The sequence below is a fragment of the Streptomyces sp. NPDC001020 genome (assembly GCF_053599115.1).
Genome location: NZ_JBSFLQ010000014.1, coordinates 129,255 through 146,378, shown reverse-complemented (window position 1 = coordinate 146,378; position 17,124 = coordinate 129,255). Strand labels below are relative to the sequence as shown.

Here is a 17,124-nt window from a genome sequence, read left to right as displayed (position 1 = left end):
TCGCTTATGCTTGCAGGGTGATCGAGGCCCGACATCTCCGTGTGTTGCGTGCGGTGGCCGTCAGTGGCTCCTTCTCTGCGGCGGCACGCGAACTGGGGTGCACCCAGCCCGCCGTCAGTCAGCAGATGAAGGCGCTGGAGACGTCCGTCGGCACGCCCCTGCTGATCCGCAGCGGCCGCGAGATGCGTCTGACACAGGCCGGCGAGGCGCTGGTGCGGCATGCGACGGGCATCCTCGCCGGGCTGACCGCCGCCGAGGAGGAGGTCGCCGCCATCGCCGGCCTCCGGGCCGGCCGCGTCCGGCTCGTCTCCTTCCCGAGCGGCAGTTCCACGCTCGTTCCCACCGCGCTCGCCGCCCTGCGCGCCGCGCATCCCGGCACCCGGGTCTCCCTCGAGGAGGCCGAACCGCCCGAGTCCGTCGAGAAGCTGCGCGCCGGCGACTGCGACGTCGCGCTCGCCTTCCGCTATGAGGGCGCGGCCGGCGCCGAGGAGTGGGACGACCTGGTCGTCCGCCCCCTGCTCACCGACCGGCTCGTCGCCCTCGTCCCCGAGCGCCACCGGCTGGCGCGCGCGAAGTCGGTCGCCATCGGTGATCTCGCCGCGGAGCCGTGGATCGCGGGCTGCTCACGCTGCCGGGGGCAGTTGGTGCAAGTGTGCGAGAGTGCGGGCTTCTCGCCCCGCATCGACTTCGCCACCGACGACTACCCGGCGGTGGCCGGCCTGGTCGCCGCCGGTCTCGGCGTGGCCGTCCTGCCGCAGCTCGCCATCGAGTCCGTCCGTCCGAGAGGTGCGCGCCCGGTCGCGCTGGAACCCGCGGTACGGCGGGAGATCGTCGCACTCACCCTGCCCGACCTGTCCCATGTGCCGGCGGTGGCGGCGACCCTCGGGGAACTGGCGCGGGCGGCCGAGCGCTAGTCGTCGACCCACTTCGCGGCACAGTCGGGCGTTTCCCCGCACAACCCCCTTTGGTGGCGCCTCGCGTCTGGACGCAGACCCCTGGGCGGTACCTCGCCCCCCTGCGTAACCCCTTTGGGCTCTACCTCAGCCCACAAGTATGGGCACGCCTGTGCGCGCCCGTGCTTCAGAAACGTTCCTTCAGCTGTTCGGGGAGGCAGCGCCCCTGTTGGTCGTCGACGCCGGCACCAGCCGGTTTCGCGCCCGTCCCATGAGCTCTTCGCGCTCGTCCTCGGTCAGCCCGCCCCATACGCCGTACGGCTCGCGCACCGCCAGTGCGTGGGCCGCGCACTCGGCGCGCACGGGGCATCTCATGCAGACCTCTTTGGCCGAGTTCTCGCGCGCGCTCCGGGCCGCGCCGCGCTCACCCTCCGGATGGAAGAAGAGCGAGCTGTCGACCCCACGGCAGGCCGCATGGAGCTGCCAGTCCCACAGATCCGCGTTCGGACCGGGAAGGCGGGAGAAATCTGCCATTGCGTGTCCCCTTGTTGCCGTTCTGGGCGGATATGTGTGCTTCCGACCGTACAACGACGATCTTAGGAGATGAAAATATGACTCATTGCGAATCTAGCTCCAGACACCAGCTAACCGGAAGAAAAGCGGCTAAATGGGGCATGGTTGTGGTGAAAGTTCAGAGGTCCGCCGCGCATGTCTGCACCGTGTCCGGGCCCTCACGTACAGTGCCGAAGATGGCTTGCTGCACCGTAACTCTTTCGAGTGACCATCGTTGGAGAGTGCGGAGGCGGTTGAAAGAACAAGCGCTCGGGCAGGCGTCCGAGGGCGTCGACCGCTGAGGTGACGATTCGTACCAGCCTGGAGGCTCAAGGTGACGCGCATCAGCTGCGGAGGGCGGTCATGACATCCGTCCTCGTCTGCGACGACTCCCCGCTTGCCCGAGAGGCGCTCCGCCGTGCGGTGGCGACCGTGCCCGGCGTCGAGCGCGTGACGACGGCGGCCAACGGCGAGGAAGTCCTCCGCCGCTGGGGTGCCGACCGTTCGGACCTGATTCTGATGGACGTACGCATGCCTGGTCTGGGCGGCGTCGAGACCGTGCGACGGCTGCTGTCCGCCGACCCAGGTGCGCGCATCATCATGCTCACCGTCGCAGAGGACCTGGACGGGGTGGCGCTCGCGGTCGCCGCGGGCGCACGCGGCTATCTGCACAAGGACGCCTCGCGCGCGGAACTACGGGCGACCGTGACACAGGCCCTCGCCGACCCGACGTGGCGGCTCGCCCCACGGCGACTGCGCTCCGCCGAGATGGGCGCCGCGCCGACGCTCACCGCGCGCGAGATCCAGGTCCTGGAGGGCATGAGTCACGGCCGCTCCAACGCGGAGATCGGCCGCGAGCTGTTCCTCTCCGAGGACACCGTGAAGACGCACGCCCGGCGCCTGTTCAAGAAGCTCGGCGCCTCGGACCGCGCGCACGCGGTGGCGCTTGGCTTCCGGTGGGGTCTGGTCCGTTAAGTGGACCACCGCGGGGGTGCGCGGATCCCCGCCTGCCGCAGGGTGGGCGGGGCGCGGCGGCCCCAGGAAAGACCAGGCGCGCCCGCATGGCGCCGGGCCGCGTGGGAACCTCCGTCGAGGGCCGGTGTCCGGCGAGCCGAGAGCACGCGCCGAACGACGCGGGACCGCGCCCGCACCTCCCTGGATCCGCTCGGCGAAGGGGCTCGTCGGGCGCCCGCTGCTCGTTTCGCCGCGGATGCCGCATCCTTGAGGTGTGGAGTTCCTCGGGGACGAGTCGGTCGAGCGGGAGGGGAGGGCGCAGGAGATGGGTTCCAGCGCACCTGCTCATAACGCTTCGGTGCACAACTACGGACGCGGTGCCACGGATCGGACGACACCAAGGCACCATGGACCGATGCGCGACGACGAGACAACGGTGATCGGTGCCCTCGTCCATCGTGCCGTCGAAGGCGACGAGCAGGCGACCCATGACCTGCTCGCCCGCGTTCACCCCCTGGCCTTGCGCTACTGCCGTACGCGTCTGTCCCGCCTGCCCGGCGACGCCCGGCACTTCGTCGAGGACCTGGCCCAGGAAGTCTGCGTCGCGGTGCTCCTCGCGCTGCCGCGCTACAAGGACACCGGGCGCCCCTTCGAGGCGTTCGTCTTCGCGATCGCCGCGCACAAGGTCGCGGACCTCCAGCGCGCGGCGATGCGCCACCCCGGCTCGACGGCGGTCCCGTCGGACGAGATGCCGGAACGCCCGGACGATTCGCTGGGCCCCGAGGAGCGGGCGCTGCTGAGCAGTGACGCCGAGTGGGCCAAGAAGCTCCTGGCCAACCTCCCCGAGAACCAGCGCGAGCTGCTCCTGCTGCGCATCGCGGTGGGCTTGACCGCGGAGGAAACGGGACAGATGTTGGGAATGTCACCAGGGGCGGTGCGGGTGGCGCAGCACAGGGCGCTGAGCCGGCTCAGGGCGCTGGCGGAGCAGTAGCGACCACTGCCTGCTCCTCTTCCCCGGCGGTCACCCGGCCGCGTTTTTCTTTCCCGTCACGGCGACGACCAGCCGCGACGGCCTTAGTTCGCAGGTGCCGCGAGTTCTGCTCGGCTCCGCGCGGCACACGGCCTTCTGGCCACCAGCAGGAACCGGCGGGTCACCGGATCCGTACGAATGTACGAATTCGCACCCCGCCCTCGATCGTGGAATGAGAGACCCATGCTTCCCGTTAGCATGGACATCCGCACCGTTCAAGGCCATTTGGGGAAGGTGTCATGACTGCCAACGTCGACGGAGTGCCCGAGAAGTTCGCGACACTCGGGTTGACCTACGACGACGTGCTGCTGCTGCCGGGCGCGTCGGACATGGCGCCCGACGAGATCGACACCACCTCGCACGTCTCCAAGAACGTCCGAGTCAACATTCCGCTCCTGTCCGCCGCCATGGACAAGGTCACCGAGTCGCGGATGGCGATCGCGATGGCCCGCCAGGGCGGCGTCGGGGTACTCCACCGCAATCTCTCCATCGAGGACCAGGCCAACCAGGTCGACCTGGTCAAGCGCTCCGAGTCCGGCATGGTGGCCAACCCGATCACCATCCACCCGGACGCCACCCTCGCCGAGGCCGACGCGCTGTGCGCCAAGTTCCGCATCAGCGGCGTCCCGGTCACCGACGGGTCCGGGAAGCTGCTGGGCATCGTCACCAACCGTGACATGGCCTTCGAGAGCGACCGCTCCCGGCGGGTGCACGAGGTCATGACCCCCATGCCCCTGATCACCGGCACGGTCGGCATCTCCCGCGGCGACGCCATGGAGCTGTTGCGCCGCCACAAGATCGAGAAGCTTCCGCTGGTCGACGACGAGGGCCTCATCAAGGGTCTGATCACGGTCAAGGACTTCGTTAAGGCGGAGCAGTACCCGAACGCCGCGAAGGACGCCAAGGGCCGCCTTCTCGTGGGTGCCGCGGTGGGCGTGGCAGGTGACGCCTTCGAGCGTGCCCAGGCCCTCATCGAGGCGGGCGTCGACTTCATCGTCGTCGACACCGCGCACGGGCACTCCCGGCTGGTCGGCGACATGGTCGCCAAGATCAAGTCGAACTCGTCGGGCGTGGACGTCATCGGCGGCAACATCGCCACACGCGACGCCGCCCAGGCGCTGATCGACGCCGGCGTGGACGGTATCAAGGTCGGTGTCGGCCCCGGCTCCATCTGCACCACCCGTGTCGTCGCCGGCATCGGCGTCCCGCAGGTCACGGCCATCTACGAGGCCTCGCTGGCGGCCAAGGCGGCGGGTGTCCCGGTCATCGGTGACGGCGGTCTGCAGTACTCCGGCGACATCGCCAAGGCCCTGGTCGCGGGCGCCGACACGGTGATGCTGGGCTCGCTGCTCGCGGGCTGCGAGGAGTCGCCGGGCGAGCTGCTGTTCATCAACGGCAAGCAGTTCAAGTCGTACCGCGGCATGGGCTCCCTGGGGGCCATGCAGACCCGCGGTGACCGCAGGTCGTTCTCCAAGGACCGCTACTTCCAGGAGGGCGTCGCCTCCGACGAGCAGCTCATCCCGGAGGGCATCGAGGGCCAGGTTCCCTACCGCGGCCCGCTGTCCTCGGTCGTCCACCAGCTGGTCGGCGGTCTGCGCCAGTCGATGTTCTACGTCGGCGGCAGCACGGTCCCGGAGCTCCAGGACAAGGGCCGCTTCGTCCGGATCACCTCGGCGGGCCTGAAGGAGAGCCACCCGCACGACATCCAGATGACGGTCGAGGCGCCGAACTACAGCAGGAAGTGACGCGGGCGTCCGAGACGCGCGCTACACGTCCGAGGGCGGCCCCGGAACCTCCGGGGCCGCCCTTGTCGTGTCGTACTCGCCGCCGTACCCGCGGGGCGGCCGTTGTCGCACCCGTCGGCGATACTGGAAGACGCTGAAACGCAGAGGGAAAGGCCACAGACGTGACTGAGATCGAGATCGGGCGCGGCAAGCGCGGCCGCCGGGCGTACGCCTTCGACGACATCGCCGTCGTCCCCAGCCGCCGTACGCGGGACCCGAAGGAGGTCTCGATCGCCTGGCAGATCGACGCCTACCGCTTCGAGCTGCCGTTCCTGGCCGCCCCCATGGACTCGGTCGTCTCCCCGGCCACCGCGATCCGTATCGGCGAGCTGGGCGGGCTCGGCGTGCTGAACCTCGAAGGTCTGTGGACCCGGTACGAGGACCCGCAGCCGCTGCTCGACGAGATCGTGGGCCTGCCCGCGGACGTCGTGACCCGCCGCCTCCAGGAGATCTACGCCGCGCCCATCAAGGAGGAGCTGATCGGGCAGCGCATCAAGGAGGTGCGCGACTCGGGTGTGGTCACCGCGGCCGCGCTCTCCCCGCAGCGCACGGCCCAGTTCTCCAAGGCGGTCGTCGACGCGGGCGTGGACATCTTCGTCATCCGCGGTACGACGGTGTCGGCGGAGCACGTCTCCCACTCGCACGAGCCGCTGAACCTGAAGCAGTTCATCTACGAACTGGACGTCCCGGTGATCGTCGGCGGCTGCGCCACCTACACCGCGGCCCTGCACCTGATGCGCTCCGGCGCGGCCGGCGTGCTGGTCGGCTTCGGCGGCGGTGCCGCGCACACCACGCGCAACGTGCTCGGCATCCAGGTCCCGATGGCGACGGCGGTCGCGGACGTGGCGGCCGCCCGCCGCGACTACATGGACGAGTCCGGCGGCCGGTACGTCCACGTGCTCGCGGACGGCGGCGTCGGCTGGTCCGGCGACCTTCCCAAGGCGATCGCCTGCGGCGCCGACGCCGTCATGATGGGCTCCCCGCTGGCCCGTGCCACGGACGCGCCGGGCAAGGGCCACCACTGGGGCATGGAGGCCGTCAACGAGGAACTGCCGCGGGGCAAGAAGGTCGACCTGGGCACGGTCGGCACGATCGAGGAGGTCCTCACGGGCCCGTCGCACACCCCGGACGGCTCGATGAACTTCTTCGGCGCCCTGCGCCGCGCCATGGCCACCACCGGCTACAGCGAGCTGAAGGAGTTCCAGCGCGTCGAGGTGACGGTGGCGGACTCGCAGCACCGGCGATGACGTGACGCCGCGCTCGGCTTGAGCGATGAAGGGGCCCGGTCCACCCGTGGAGGTGGACCGGGCCCCTTCGTATGTCCAAGTGCCCAGGTGGGGGCGCGTTGTGCGGTTGGGGGGGCGCGCGGTTGCCTTCGGGATGAATGCGCGGGGGAGGGCGGTGCCGAGGCGGTAACGTCCGTGTCCGGCGACCCCGTTCTCTGGGGCGCCCCCTTCCAAGGACACGGACCGGACCCCGCCCTCGGGGCCCGGCCCGAATTCCGACGGACCGCCTACCGGGTCAATGGGCGGCATCGTGGAAGGGGGCGCGCCCATGGGGCGTCACCGCAGGCCCACCCGCTGGGATCGGATCCGTCTGTGGACGGTGAAGTGCCGGGGGAGGTGGATCTTGCGGATTTACGGAAAGTGAGCGGCCACCCCCACGAGAGCTAGGGGTGGACACTCCGTTCACTTTTCTGGAGTCCGCCGCAGTGACCTCTGCGGTGGGCTCCGCCTTTTGTACCGTACCGGATTCGCCGTCTGGCGGCCCGGTCCCGGAGGCGCCCCCACTCCCGCGCGCCCTCTTCACAACCGATGCGCCGCCCCCGTAGGCGTAGCCCCTCGCGTGTCCAGCAGCAGCTGAGCCTTCACCGACAACCCCTGCAGGTCGTATGTGCGGTGCTGCTGGAGCAGGATCGTCAGGTCGGCGCCGGCGGCGGCCTCGTAGAGCGAGTCCGCGCGCGGGATCGGGCGGTCGAGAACGCTCCAAGCGGGCACGTGCGGGTCGTGGTAGCTGACGGACGCGCCGAGCTCCAACAGGCGCAGCGCGATCTCCCGCGCGGGGGAGGCCTGCAGATCGGCGAGGTCCGGCTTGTAGGTCACGCCGAGCAGCAGGACGCGCGCGCCGCGGGCCGACTTGCCGTGCTCGTTCAGGAGCGTGGCCGCGCGCTGGACGACGTACTGCGGCATGCGGCTGTTGACCTGCTGCGCCAGTTCGACCATGCGCAGGGTGCGCCCGGTCGGGCCCGTCAGGTCCTGGGGGGCGGCATGGCCGCCGACGCCGGGGCCGGGGCGGAAGGCCTGGAAGCCGAAGGGCTTGGTCTCCGCGCAGCGGATGACGTCCCACAGATCGACGCCCAGGTCGTGGCACAGGACGGCCATTTCGTTGACCAGGGCGATGTTGACCTGACGGTAGTTCGTCTCCAGAACCTGCACGGTCTCCGCCTCGCGCGGGCCACGCGCGCGTACCACCTTGTCGGTGAGGCGCCCGTAGAAGGCGGCGGCGGACTCGGTGCAGGCGGGGGTCAGGCCGCCGATCACCTTCGGGGTGTTGGCGGCCCCGAAGTCGCGGTTTCCGGGGTCGACACGGCTCGGCGAGTACGCGAGGTGGAAGTCGCGGCCGGCACGCAGCCCCGAGCCCTCTTCGAGGAGCGGGCGCAGGAACTGCTCGGTGCTGCCCGGGGGTACCGGTGACTCAAGGATCACCGTGGTGTACGGGCGCAGCCGCTCGGCGAGGGCACGGGCGGCCGTCTCCACCTGGCCGAGGTCGAGCCCGCCGCCCGCGCCGCGCGGGGCCGGGGCGCAGATGACGGCGGTGCGGACGCGGCCGAGTTCGGCGGCGTTGGTGGTCGGCCGGAAGCCCCTGGAGAGCATCCGACGCAGTTCGGCGGCGGTGAGGGAGCCTGCCTCGGGCCCTGTCCGGTATCCGATGGTGGGGATGCCGGCGGCGACGGCGGCCTGGGCCAGGGGCAGGCCGAGATGACCGAGTCCGATGACGGCGAGATCTGCGGGCATGGGTGGGCCGTCCTTCGCTATAGCCGAGGCGGGGCGAGTGCGCAAGCCATGTGGACAGAATGAGCGAGTGCAATGTCAGACTAGGAGTAAATATGACCGATTTGCGTGATTGACGCGGCGTGTTTCCTTGTGTGTTGTCCACAGGCGGTGAGTGCGTGGTGGCCGAAGCCGGGCATCCCGGTCAGACTTTGGGGATGGGGGGATGTGGGCCGTGCCTCGCCTGACGGGTGGGACCGGCGTGACGGACGGCGGGAGGCAGCGGTGAGGGCAGCGGCACTGGGACCGGCGCAGCGCGCCGAGTCACTGGCGGGAATGGCCGAGCGAGAGCTGGACGTGCTGGTCGTGGGCGGAGGCGTGGTCGGCGCGGGCACCGCGCTGGACGCCGCCACGCGCGGTCTGTCCACGGGCCTGGTCGAGGCACGGGACTGGGCGTCGGGCACCTCCAGCAGGTCCAGCAAACTGATACACGGCGGGCTGCGCTATCTGGAGATGCTCGACTTCGCCCTCGTGCGCGAGGCGCTGAAGGAGCGCGGACTGCTGCTGGAGCGGCTCGCGCCCCACCTCGTGAAGCCTGTTCCGTTCCTGTATCCGCTGCAGCACAAGGGCTGGGAGCGGCTGTACGCGGGCTCGGGCGTCGCGCTCTACGACGCCATGTCGATGGCGCGCGACCACGGCCGCGGACTGCCGATGCACCGTCACCTGAGTCAACGTCAAGCACTTCGCGTGGCTCCCTGCTTGAAGAAGGGTGCGCTGGTCGGCGCGCTCCAGTACTACGACGCGCAGATGGACGACGCCCGCTATGTCGCGACGCTGGTGCGTACGGCCGCTTCGTACGGTGCGAAGGTCGCCAACCGCGCGCGCGTCACCGGATTTCTGCGCGAGGGCGAGCGGGTCGTCGGCGCCACGGTGCAGGATATGGAGGGGGGTGGGCAGTACGAGGTCCGCGCCCAGCAGATCGTCAACGCGACGGGTGTGTGGACCGACGACACCCAGGCGATGGTGGGCGAACGGGGCCAGTTCCACGTACGGGCGTCCAAGGGCATCCATCTGGTCGTACCGAAGGACCGGATCCACTCCACGACGGGGCTGATATTGAGGACCGAGAAGTCCGTCCTCTTTGTTATCCCGTGGGGCCGACACTGGATCGTCGGGACGACCGACACCGACTGGGACCTCGACAAGGCCCACCCGGCGGCCTCCAGCGCGGACATCGACTACCTGCTGGAGCATGTGAACTCCGTCCTGGCGGTACCGCTCACTCGGGACGACGTGGAGGGCGTGTACGCGGGCCTCAGACCGCTGCTCGCGGGGGAGTCCGATGCCACCAGCAAGCTGTCCCGCGAGCACACCGTGGCGCATCCGGTGCCCGGTCTCGTGGTCGTGGCGGGCGGTAAGTACACGACGTACCGGGTGATGGCCAAGGACGCCGTCGACGAGGCGGTGCACGGCCTCGACCAGCGGGTCGCCGACTGCGTCACCGAGGACACCCCGCTGCTGGGCGCCGAGGGGTACCGCGCGCTGTGGAACGCGCGGGCACGCATAGCGGCGCGCACCGGGCTGCACGTGGTCCGCGTGGAACACCTGCTCAACCGGTACGGCTCGATGGCGGAGGAAGTCCTCGACCTGATCGCGGCCGAGCCTTCGCTGGCCGAACCGCTCCGGGCGGCCGACGACTATCTACGGGCGGAGGTGGTGTACGCGGCATCCCATGAGGGCGCGCGACACCTGGACGATGTGCTGACCCGGCGGACGCGCATCTCGATCGAGACGTTCGACCGCGGCACGCTCAGTGCCCGGGAGGCAGCCGAGTTGATGGCTCCGGTGCTCGGATGGGGCAAGGGTCATATCGAGCGCGAGGTCGAGCACTACGAGAAGCGGGTGGAGGCGGAGCGTGAGTCGCAGCGTCAGCCCGACGATCTGACGGCGGACGCGGCGCGGCTGGGGGCGCCGGACATCGTGCCGCTGTAGGCGGCCCGGTGGAGTAAGGCCCACACGGTCCGGGGTGTACGGCGCGGCGGCGTCGGAATCCTCCCCCGTCGCGGCCCATCATGGAGGACGACTCGACGAGGGGCCGGGCGGGACCGGATCCCGGCCGGTTCGGCGGTGCACACCGGGGTGCCGTGTACGTCATGGGCCCGGACACCGCCGCGTTCACCACGTCGAGGCACCATCCGGTGCGGAACCGGACGCCGAATCAGGGGCACCCCTGGGCGTCGGGCGATCCGTACGTGAGGGACAATGAAGGCTCTGTCAGGGCGGGTTGCATGAGGGGACGCATGTCGGAGGCGGAGCGGGCGGGGACATCCCGTCAGGACAAGAGCGAACGTCTCCTCGCCGGGCGCTACCGGCTGGGGGACGTACTCGGCCGCGGCGGCATGGGCACGGTGTGGCGGGCCAAGGACGAGACCCTGGGCCGTACCGTCGCCGTCAAGGAGCTGCGGTTCCCTTCGAGTATCGACGAGGAGGAGAAGCGCCGACTCATCACCCGCACCCTGCGGGAGGCCAAGGCGATCGCCCGGATCCGCAACAACGGTGCCGTGACCGTCTTCGACGTGGTCCAGGAGGACGACCGGCCCTGGATCGTGATGGAGTTGATCGAGGGCAAGTCGCTCGCCGAGGCCATCCGTGAGGACGGGGTGCTCGAACCGAAGCGCGCCGCCGAGGTCGGTCTTTCGATCCTCGACGTGCTGCGCGCCGCGCACCGCGAGGGCATCCTGCACCGCGACGTGAAGCCGTCGAACGTGCTGATCTCCGAGGACGGCCGGGTCGTGCTCACCGACTTCGGTATCGCTCAGGTGGAGGGCGACCCGTCCATCACCTCCACCGGCATGCTCGTCGGCGCCCCCTCGTACATCTCGCCCGAGCGGGCGCGCGGGCACAAGCCCGGCCGGGCGGCCGACCTCTGGTCCCTCGGCGGACTGCTCTACGCGGCGGTCGAGGGTGTGCCGCCGTACGACAAGGGGTCGGCGATCGCCACGCTGACCGCGGTGATGACCGAGCCGCTGGAGGAGCCGAAGAACGCGGGCCCGCTGAAGGGCGTCATCTACGGACTGCTCGCCAAGGATCCGCAGCAGCGGCTGGACGACGAGGGCGCGCGGGCGATGCTCAAGGAGATCGTCCACGCACCCGAGCCCAAGGAGGCGGCGCCGGCGGACGCGACGCGGGTCCTGGAACTGCCGCCGGTGCCGAAGCAACGTCCGGACAACGGGAGCGCGAGTTCCGGAGGCAAGCGGGGCGAGGAGGCCGCCGAGCGGCTGCGCGGTGCGCTGCGGTCCGTGCGCAAGGCCGGGGCGTCGGCGGCCCAGGCCGCCTCTGCGACGGCAGCGGGATCCCCTTCGTCCGCCGCCGCGGAGAAGCCCGGCGGCGAAGACGCGCCCGCCGCCGGAACGCCCGACCCGGGGGCCGCGTCGACCGCCGCGCCGGACAAGAGCGCTGCCGACGGGCCGAACTCCGGTTCCGGCAAGCCGAGGTCGGGGTGGCCCATCGTGCCGGACCCGGACCGTCCGCCGCGGTCGGCTACCGCGGCGCCGGCCTCCGCCGCGCCGCCCCGGGCGCCGCTCACGGACGTGGTGCCGAAGCGGACGCTGGTGATCATCGCCGTGGTCGTGGTCCTCGCCGTGCTCGGCATTGTGCTCGCGTTGGCCCTCCCTGACGGCGACAGTGGTTCGCGGAGCGACAAGAAGGGCAGTTCCAAGGCGGCCGCGTCCGCCGGCACTACCGCGGGGAGCGAGAGCAAGGGCGGCAACGACGCCACCCACACGGACAACGGAAGCACGAGCGACACCGCGACGGACGGTTCGGGCAAGCGGGAGGCCTCGCCGACCGCCGGTACGAGTGCCGACGCGTCCCCCGGCACGTCGGACGGCGACGGCGCGGCGTCGACGCACAAGAGCGGTCAGGGGTACTCGATCGGCCTTCCGAAGGGCTGGAAGTTCCGGTCGTCGGACTCGGCGGGGGACCGCTACACCGGGCCTCACGGGCAGCGGCTGCTCGTCGGCTGGACCTCCACGCCCAAGGGCGATCCGGTGGCCGACTGGAACAACCAGGAGCACTACATGGTGCGTCCCCAGTACAAGCGGATCGACATCGCGAAGGTGGACTACCGCGACTGGAACACGGCCGACTGGGAGTTCACCTATGTCGACGGGGGCACCACCTACCGTGTGATCGACCGCGGATTCGTCGTCAGCCCGCACCAGGGGTACGGGCTGATGTACACGGCGAAGGCGGACGACTGGGACAGCAAGCTGCGCAAGGACACCTGGAAGACACTGACCCGGACCTTCCAGCCGAAGTCGTGACGTACCACGCCGCGAACTGACGTTCCGTACGACCGTGTAGTGGGGAGATATCACATCCCCGGGTTGCGGGTTGCCTCCGGCACGTATCGTGAGGAACTGCGGACCGTACGCAGCCGGAACGGGACGTCAGCCGAGCGGAATTGACCCATGGGGCGGCCGGGGGAGGCAGCGTGGACGACTATGCGGGACGAGTGCTCGCCGACCGCTACCGCCTGCCACTGCCGCCCTCCGACGAGTACGAACTCGCCGAGACCCGCGCCTTCGACACGTACAGCGGACAGGAAGTCCTCGTACGCCAGGTGCCGTTGCCCGAGATCGTCGAGGCAGAGGTGCTCGACGCGGACGGGCTACCCGAAGGGTTCGTGGCGCGGGACGGCGGAGCCCGTGGCGCCGCCGCCCGGACGGCGGCCACCCGTCGACCCACCGAACCGGCTGTACGGCGCGCGATCGAGGCCGCTCAAGCCGCCGCGCAGATACCCGACCACCCCCGGCTCGACCAGGTCTTCGACGTGTTCGCCGAGGCCGGTTCGCTGTGGATCGTGAGCGAGCTGGTGGCGGCGAGGCCGCTGGCGGCCATGCTCGCGGACCAGCCGCTGACGCCTTACCGCGCGGCGGAGGTCGCCTCCGACGTCCTCATGGCGCTGTGCGTACTGCACGCGCACGGCTGGGTGCACCGCAACATCACCGCACGCACGGTGCTCGTCTGCGATGACGGCCGGGTGGTGCTGACCGGCCTGGCGGCCGGGGCCGCGGAGGAAGCGCTGTGCGGGTACGACCCGGTGCCGATACAGGAGTTGGACGCCGGATCACCCGACCAGGACGGGATCATGCCGGGGACCGGGACCGGGACCGGGACCGGGACCGGGACCGGGACCGGCGCGCCCCGTGGTCTCTCCGGAGGTGCGCCGGACACCGGCTTCGGCGGACCAGCGGGATCGGCCGGCGGCTCGTCCGGGGCCCACGGCGGAGGCGCGCGGGGCGTCGATCCCGAGGCCGCGCGGCGGGCGGCGATCGAGGCCCGGGGGAGTGGCACACCGCCGACCGGAGCCACGTCCGGCGGCGGTGTGCCCGTCGTGGGCGCTCGGGCGCCGGAGTCGGCCGGAGACGTGCGGGCGGCGCGGGCCGGGGCGATCGCCGCGTACCGTGCCGGGGCGCGGGCCGCGGCACGGGTACAGGAGGAGCAGCGCGGGGGCCGGGTGGCCCTGCCGCCGCCCCGCACCGCCCACACCGGTGCGGCGGTACCGGCGCAGGCGTCCGGACAGGGGCTGGAACACCGCCCCGAGACACCACCCGGACAGATCATCGACCCGTACGGAGTGGGCGGTAAGTCCGCCTGGCCGGGCGCGGTACCACGCCCGGCGGAGCCCCTCGGGGAGAACGCCGCCGACGGCCCCGGAGCGGGCACAGGGCCGTACGAGAGCCCTGGCCATGACGCAGCCTCCGGCGCACACCACGACGGCCCGCAAGGCTCGGGCGCGGGCCCCGCAGCCGCGCAGTGGAGCCACCGAGGACCCACCACCGCGCTCGCCGCCGAGCGTGCGCGGCAGGCACGGATGACCGTCGTCGGACCCGTCACCGAGCGGTGGGCGCCCGAGCAGGCCGGCCCCGTACACGAGAACTGGCGGCTGGCCCCGCCGATCGGACCCGCGACCGACCTGTGGGCACTGGGCGCGCTGCTGTTCCGGGCAGTCCAGGGCCACGCACCGTACCCGGAGGAGAGCACCAACGAACTGGTGCAGATCGTCTGCGCCGAACCCCCCGCCTTCGCCGAGGAGTGCGGGCCACTGCGCCCGGTCGTGGAGTCCTTGCTGCGTCAGGACCCGACCGAACGGCCAGACGTCGAGGAGCTGCGCGGCTGGCTGCGCTCACTCGTACGGTCCGCGCCCGAGCCCGAGGCGGGCGCGCACGTCATCGCGGCGCCACCCGCCGATCCCACCCGGCTGCCGATCGTACGGCGCCGCGGCGAGCTGGTCCGCCGCCGCCGCTCCAGGAAGCCGGAGAACGGCCACGCCCGCCACAGGCGCGGCAGGGACGACCGACCGCAAAGGCCCCGTCGGCTCGGCCGCACCCTGGTCCTGCTGGTCCTGCTCGTGCTGGCCACGGCGATCGCCTACGCCATGGTGTACATGCCGAAGGCCGAACCCAGCAGCGGCAGCCGTACGACGGGGGAGCGCACCGGTGCCGCGGGTGACATCGGTCCCGCGCCACGGCAGTCGGACACGGGCGGCGCCCGGAAGCCGAGCCCGGAAAGCTCCAAGAGCCCCACCACGTCGGACGATTCGACGCAGACGCAGACCAGCGGCATCCAGGTCGCCCAGGGCTTCACCCTGCGCAAGGACCCCGAGGGCTTCCGCGTCGCCGTCGCGAACGGCTGGCAGCGTACGCCGAAGAACGGGCGCGGCCAGATCGTCTACTCCCAGGGCGACTTCCGGCTCATCGTGGTACCCGGACGCGACAGCACGAGCCGGTACGGCAGCGATCCGCTGAGCTACCAGCGGGAGTCGGAGCCGGAACTGCAGCCGTTCCGCAGCTCGAGCTGGGCCGTCTCCAGCGGGATGCGACGCGTCGACGTCGGCGGACGGACCCAGGCCGAGGGGCAGTTCACCTGGACGGACGCAGACGGCCGTGCGCTGTTCGTGCGCAACCTCGCCGTTCTCGTAGGCGGCCGCTACCACGTGGTGCAGATCCGGGGCCCCGAGGCGGAACGCGACGAGGTGACAAGGCTGTACGAGCAGGCGCAGCAGACATACCAGGCGACCGGCTGAAAGGCCGTCACCACCGGGCGGGGCGATGCGAAAGCCGATCACGCCGAGTGTGCGGCAGTTGCGTCTCGCGCCGGGAAGGGAGAACTGTCACAGTGCGGTCTTCGATCGGCCCCGCCGGTTTCGTGGGTGAGGCCCGCTCTCTAGTCTGACCCTCGTCAAGACCATTGCGGGGGAACGTGAATCAGATGCAGGGCCTGCTCCTTGCGGACCGCTACCGGCTCGTCGACACCATCGGCAGCGGAGGCATGGGCCGGGTGTGGCGCGCCCACGACGAGGTGCTGCACCGTCCGGTGGCCATCAAGGAACTGACCGCCGCGTTGTACGTCGCGGAGAGCGACCGGTCGGTGCTGCTCGCCCGGACGCATGCCGAGGCGCGGGCCGCCGCGCGCATCAACCACTCGGCCGTGGTCACGGTCCACGACGTCCTGGAGTACGACAACCGGCCGTGGATCGTGATGGAACTGGTCGAGGGCGGCTCACTGGCCGACGCGGTCAAGGAACGCGGCCGCATCGAGCCCGCCGAGGCCGCGCGCATCGGGCTGTGGGTGCTGCGCGCGTTGCGCGCCGCGCACTCCGCGGGAGTACTGCACCGTGATGTGAAACCCGGCAACGTCCTGCTCGCCGATGACGGACGGGTGTTGCTCACCGACTTCGGGATCGCGCAGGTCGATGGCGACACAACCATCACGCGCACCGGGGAGATCGTCGGCTCCGTCGACTACATCGCGCCCGAGCGCGTACGGGGTCACGACCCGGGTCCGGCCTCGGACTTGTGGTCGCTCGGCGCCACGCTGTACACGGCGGTGGAGGGCACGTCGCCGTTTCGTCGGACTTCTCCGTTGACCACCATGCAGGCCGTGGTCGACGAGCAGGCCCCGCCGCCGCGGTTCGCGGGTGCTCTGGAGCCGGTGATGGCGGCACTCCTGTGCAAGGACCCCGACCAACGGCCCGACGCCGCGCAGGCCGAGCAGATGCTCGCCGAGGCGGCGGAGGGACGGCGGCCGAAGGCGGCACAGGAGTACGTGGCGACGCGGCACGTGGGCCTGCCGCACCGTGAGGACACGACCGCGAAAGCACCGGGGCGGTGGGCGGCGCGCGAGGCCCAGGCGACCGGGCACACCCGGCTCCAGCCCGCTCCGCCGACCGCGCCCCGCAGGCGCCGCCGCGGCCGTACGGTCGCGCTGGTCCTCGCGATGGCCGCGGTCGTCGGCGCGGCGGGCGCGGTGGCCGTGAACCGGTTCGTGAACCGGGACGACGGCACCGGCAACCCCGGCGGCTCCGCTTCTGCATCGTCGACTCCGAGTGCCAGTGCCAGTGCCACGCCGAGTGACGAGGGCGGTCAGGGGGCGGTCCCCGCCGGCTGGGAGCGGCGCAACGACCCGGTGGGTTTCAGCATCTCCCTGCCCAAGGGGTGGAAGCGGTCCGTCTCCATCGACCAGGACGGCATCCGGCAGGTCGACTACTCGCCCGACCAGGGCAAGCACCTCGTGCGGGTCGCCGTCGACACCGCGCCGGACTTCCGCACCTCGTACGAGCACATGAGCTACCTGGACCAGCGGATCTCCCGACGGCTGCAGGACTACAAGCAGCTGAGCCTCAAGGAGGAGCTTTTCCGCGACCTACCGGGCGTCCGCTGGGAGTACACGTGGAACGCGCTGGCCAAGGACCCGCCGCACTATTTCCCGGGGCCCTACCGTGCGATCGACGTCGGGTACATGGAGAGTGACGGCACCGAGTACGCCATCTACGCGGCATCGCCGGCCGACGACTGGGCCACCACCAGAAAGCAGTTCGACTGGATCCTGCGGGGCTTCCAGGAGGGCTGATCCGA

11 protein-coding genes are annotated in these 17,124 nt (G+C 71.0%); 9 read left to right on the top strand and 2 right to left on the bottom strand.

Going from position 1 to position 17,124, the window contains the following annotated elements; all coding sequences use genetic code 11:
* The first annotated feature begins 17 nt into the window (after positions 1-17).
* Entirely contained in the window at positions 18-914 is an 897-nt protein-coding gene (locus tag ACWDEX_RS16175) for a LysR family transcriptional regulator (RefSeq protein ID WP_450464022.1), read from the top strand.
* 180 nt (positions 915-1,094) lie between these two features.
* On the opposite strand, the gene ACWDEX_RS16170 is transcribed toward ACWDEX_RS16175, so the two are convergent.
* Complete coding sequence (locus ACWDEX_RS16170) at positions 1,095-1,427, bottom strand: WhiB family transcriptional regulator (protein ID WP_450464021.1); 333 nt, start codon at positions 1,425-1,427, stop codon at positions 1,095-1,097.
* 381 nt (positions 1,428-1,808) lie between these two features.
* Between ACWDEX_RS16170 and ACWDEX_RS16165 the strand changes: the two genes are divergently transcribed.
* The 4 genes from ACWDEX_RS16165 to ACWDEX_RS16150 all read left to right on the top strand — a co-directional run bounded on the left by ACWDEX_RS16165 (position 1,809) and on the right by ACWDEX_RS16150 (position 6,460).
* Entirely contained in the window at positions 1,809-2,420 is a 612-nt protein-coding gene (locus ACWDEX_RS16165) for a response regulator transcription factor (protein ID WP_003948568.1), read from the top strand.
* Positions 2,421-2,814: 394 nt separating this feature from the next.
* A complete protein-coding gene (locus tag ACWDEX_RS16160; protein WP_450464020.1) occupies positions 2,815-3,390 on the top strand; it encodes a sigma-70 family RNA polymerase sigma factor in 576 nt (191 codons plus the stop codon).
* A 278-nt stretch (positions 3,391-3,668) separates the two neighbouring features.
* The gene (guaB, locus tag ACWDEX_RS16155) at positions 3,669-5,174 is read left to right on the top strand and encodes an IMP dehydrogenase (protein WP_450464018.1); all 1,506 of its coding nucleotides are present in this window, start codon (positions 3,669-3,671) and stop codon (positions 5,172-5,174) included.
* Positions 5,175-5,335: 161 nt separating this feature from the next.
* Positions 5,336-6,460, top strand: coding sequence for a GuaB3 family IMP dehydrogenase-related protein (locus tag ACWDEX_RS16150; protein ID WP_450464017.1), 1,125 nt, complete (start codon positions 5,336-5,338; stop codon positions 6,458-6,460).
* 558 nt (positions 6,461-7,018) lie between these two features.
* Here the strand turns inward: ACWDEX_RS16150 and ACWDEX_RS16145 are convergent.
* Positions 7,019-8,227, bottom strand: a complete 1,209-nt coding sequence (locus ACWDEX_RS16145; RefSeq protein ID WP_450464016.1) for a nucleotide sugar dehydrogenase — start codon at positions 8,225-8,227, stop codon at positions 7,019-7,021.
* Between the two features lie 261 nt (positions 8,228-8,488).
* Between ACWDEX_RS16145 and ACWDEX_RS16140 the strand changes: the two genes are divergently transcribed.
* The 4 genes from ACWDEX_RS16140 (at position 8,489) to ACWDEX_RS16125 (ending at position 17,119) form a co-directional block, all read left to right on the top strand.
* Positions 8,489-10,195 (top strand): glycerol-3-phosphate dehydrogenase/oxidase, encoded by a 1,707-nt coding sequence (locus ACWDEX_RS16140; RefSeq protein WP_450464014.1) that lies wholly within the window; start codon positions 8,489-8,491, stop codon positions 10,193-10,195.
* 308 nt (positions 10,196-10,503) lie between these two features.
* On the top strand, positions 10,504-12,528 hold the full coding sequence (locus ACWDEX_RS16135) for a serine/threonine-protein kinase (protein ID WP_450464063.1): 2,025 nt from the start codon (positions 10,504-10,506) through the stop codon (positions 12,526-12,528).
* 170 nt (positions 12,529-12,698) lie between these two features.
* Positions 12,699-15,293, top strand: a complete 2,595-nt coding sequence (locus tag ACWDEX_RS16130; RefSeq protein WP_450464013.1) for a protein kinase — start codon at positions 12,699-12,701, stop codon at positions 15,291-15,293.
* A 185-nt stretch (positions 15,294-15,478) separates the two neighbouring features.
* Positions 15,479-17,119 (top strand): serine/threonine-protein kinase, encoded by a 1,641-nt coding sequence (locus ACWDEX_RS16125; protein ID WP_450464012.1) that lies wholly within the window; start codon positions 15,479-15,481, stop codon positions 17,117-17,119.
* The last annotated feature ends 5 nt before the right edge of the window (positions 17,120-17,124 follow it).

Coding starts and splice junctions, on each gene's coding strand:
- ACWDEX_RS16170 (WP_450464021.1), bottom strand. CDS start 1,427: ATGGCAGATTTCTCCCGCCTTCCCGGTCCGAACGCGGATCTGTGGGAC.
- ACWDEX_RS16165 (WP_003948568.1), top strand. CDS start 1,809: ATGACATCCGTCCTCGTCTGCGACGACTCCCCGCTTGCCCGAGAGGCG.
- ACWDEX_RS16160 (WP_450464020.1), top strand. CDS start 2,815: ATGCGCGACGACGAGACAACGGTGATCGGTGCCCTCGTCCATCGTGCC.
- guaB (WP_450464018.1), top strand. CDS start 3,669: ATGACTGCCAACGTCGACGGAGTGCCCGAGAAGTTCGCGACACTCGGG.
- ACWDEX_RS16145 (WP_450464016.1), bottom strand. CDS start 8,227: ATGCCCGCAGATCTCGCCGTCATCGGACTCGGTCATCTCGGCCTGCCC.
- ACWDEX_RS16135 (WP_450464063.1), top strand. CDS start 10,504: ATGTCGGAGGCGGAGCGGGCGGGGACATCCCGTCAGGACAAGAGCGAA.
- ACWDEX_RS16125 (WP_450464012.1), top strand. CDS start 15,479: ATGCAGGGCCTGCTCCTTGCGGACCGCTACCGGCTCGTCGACACCATC.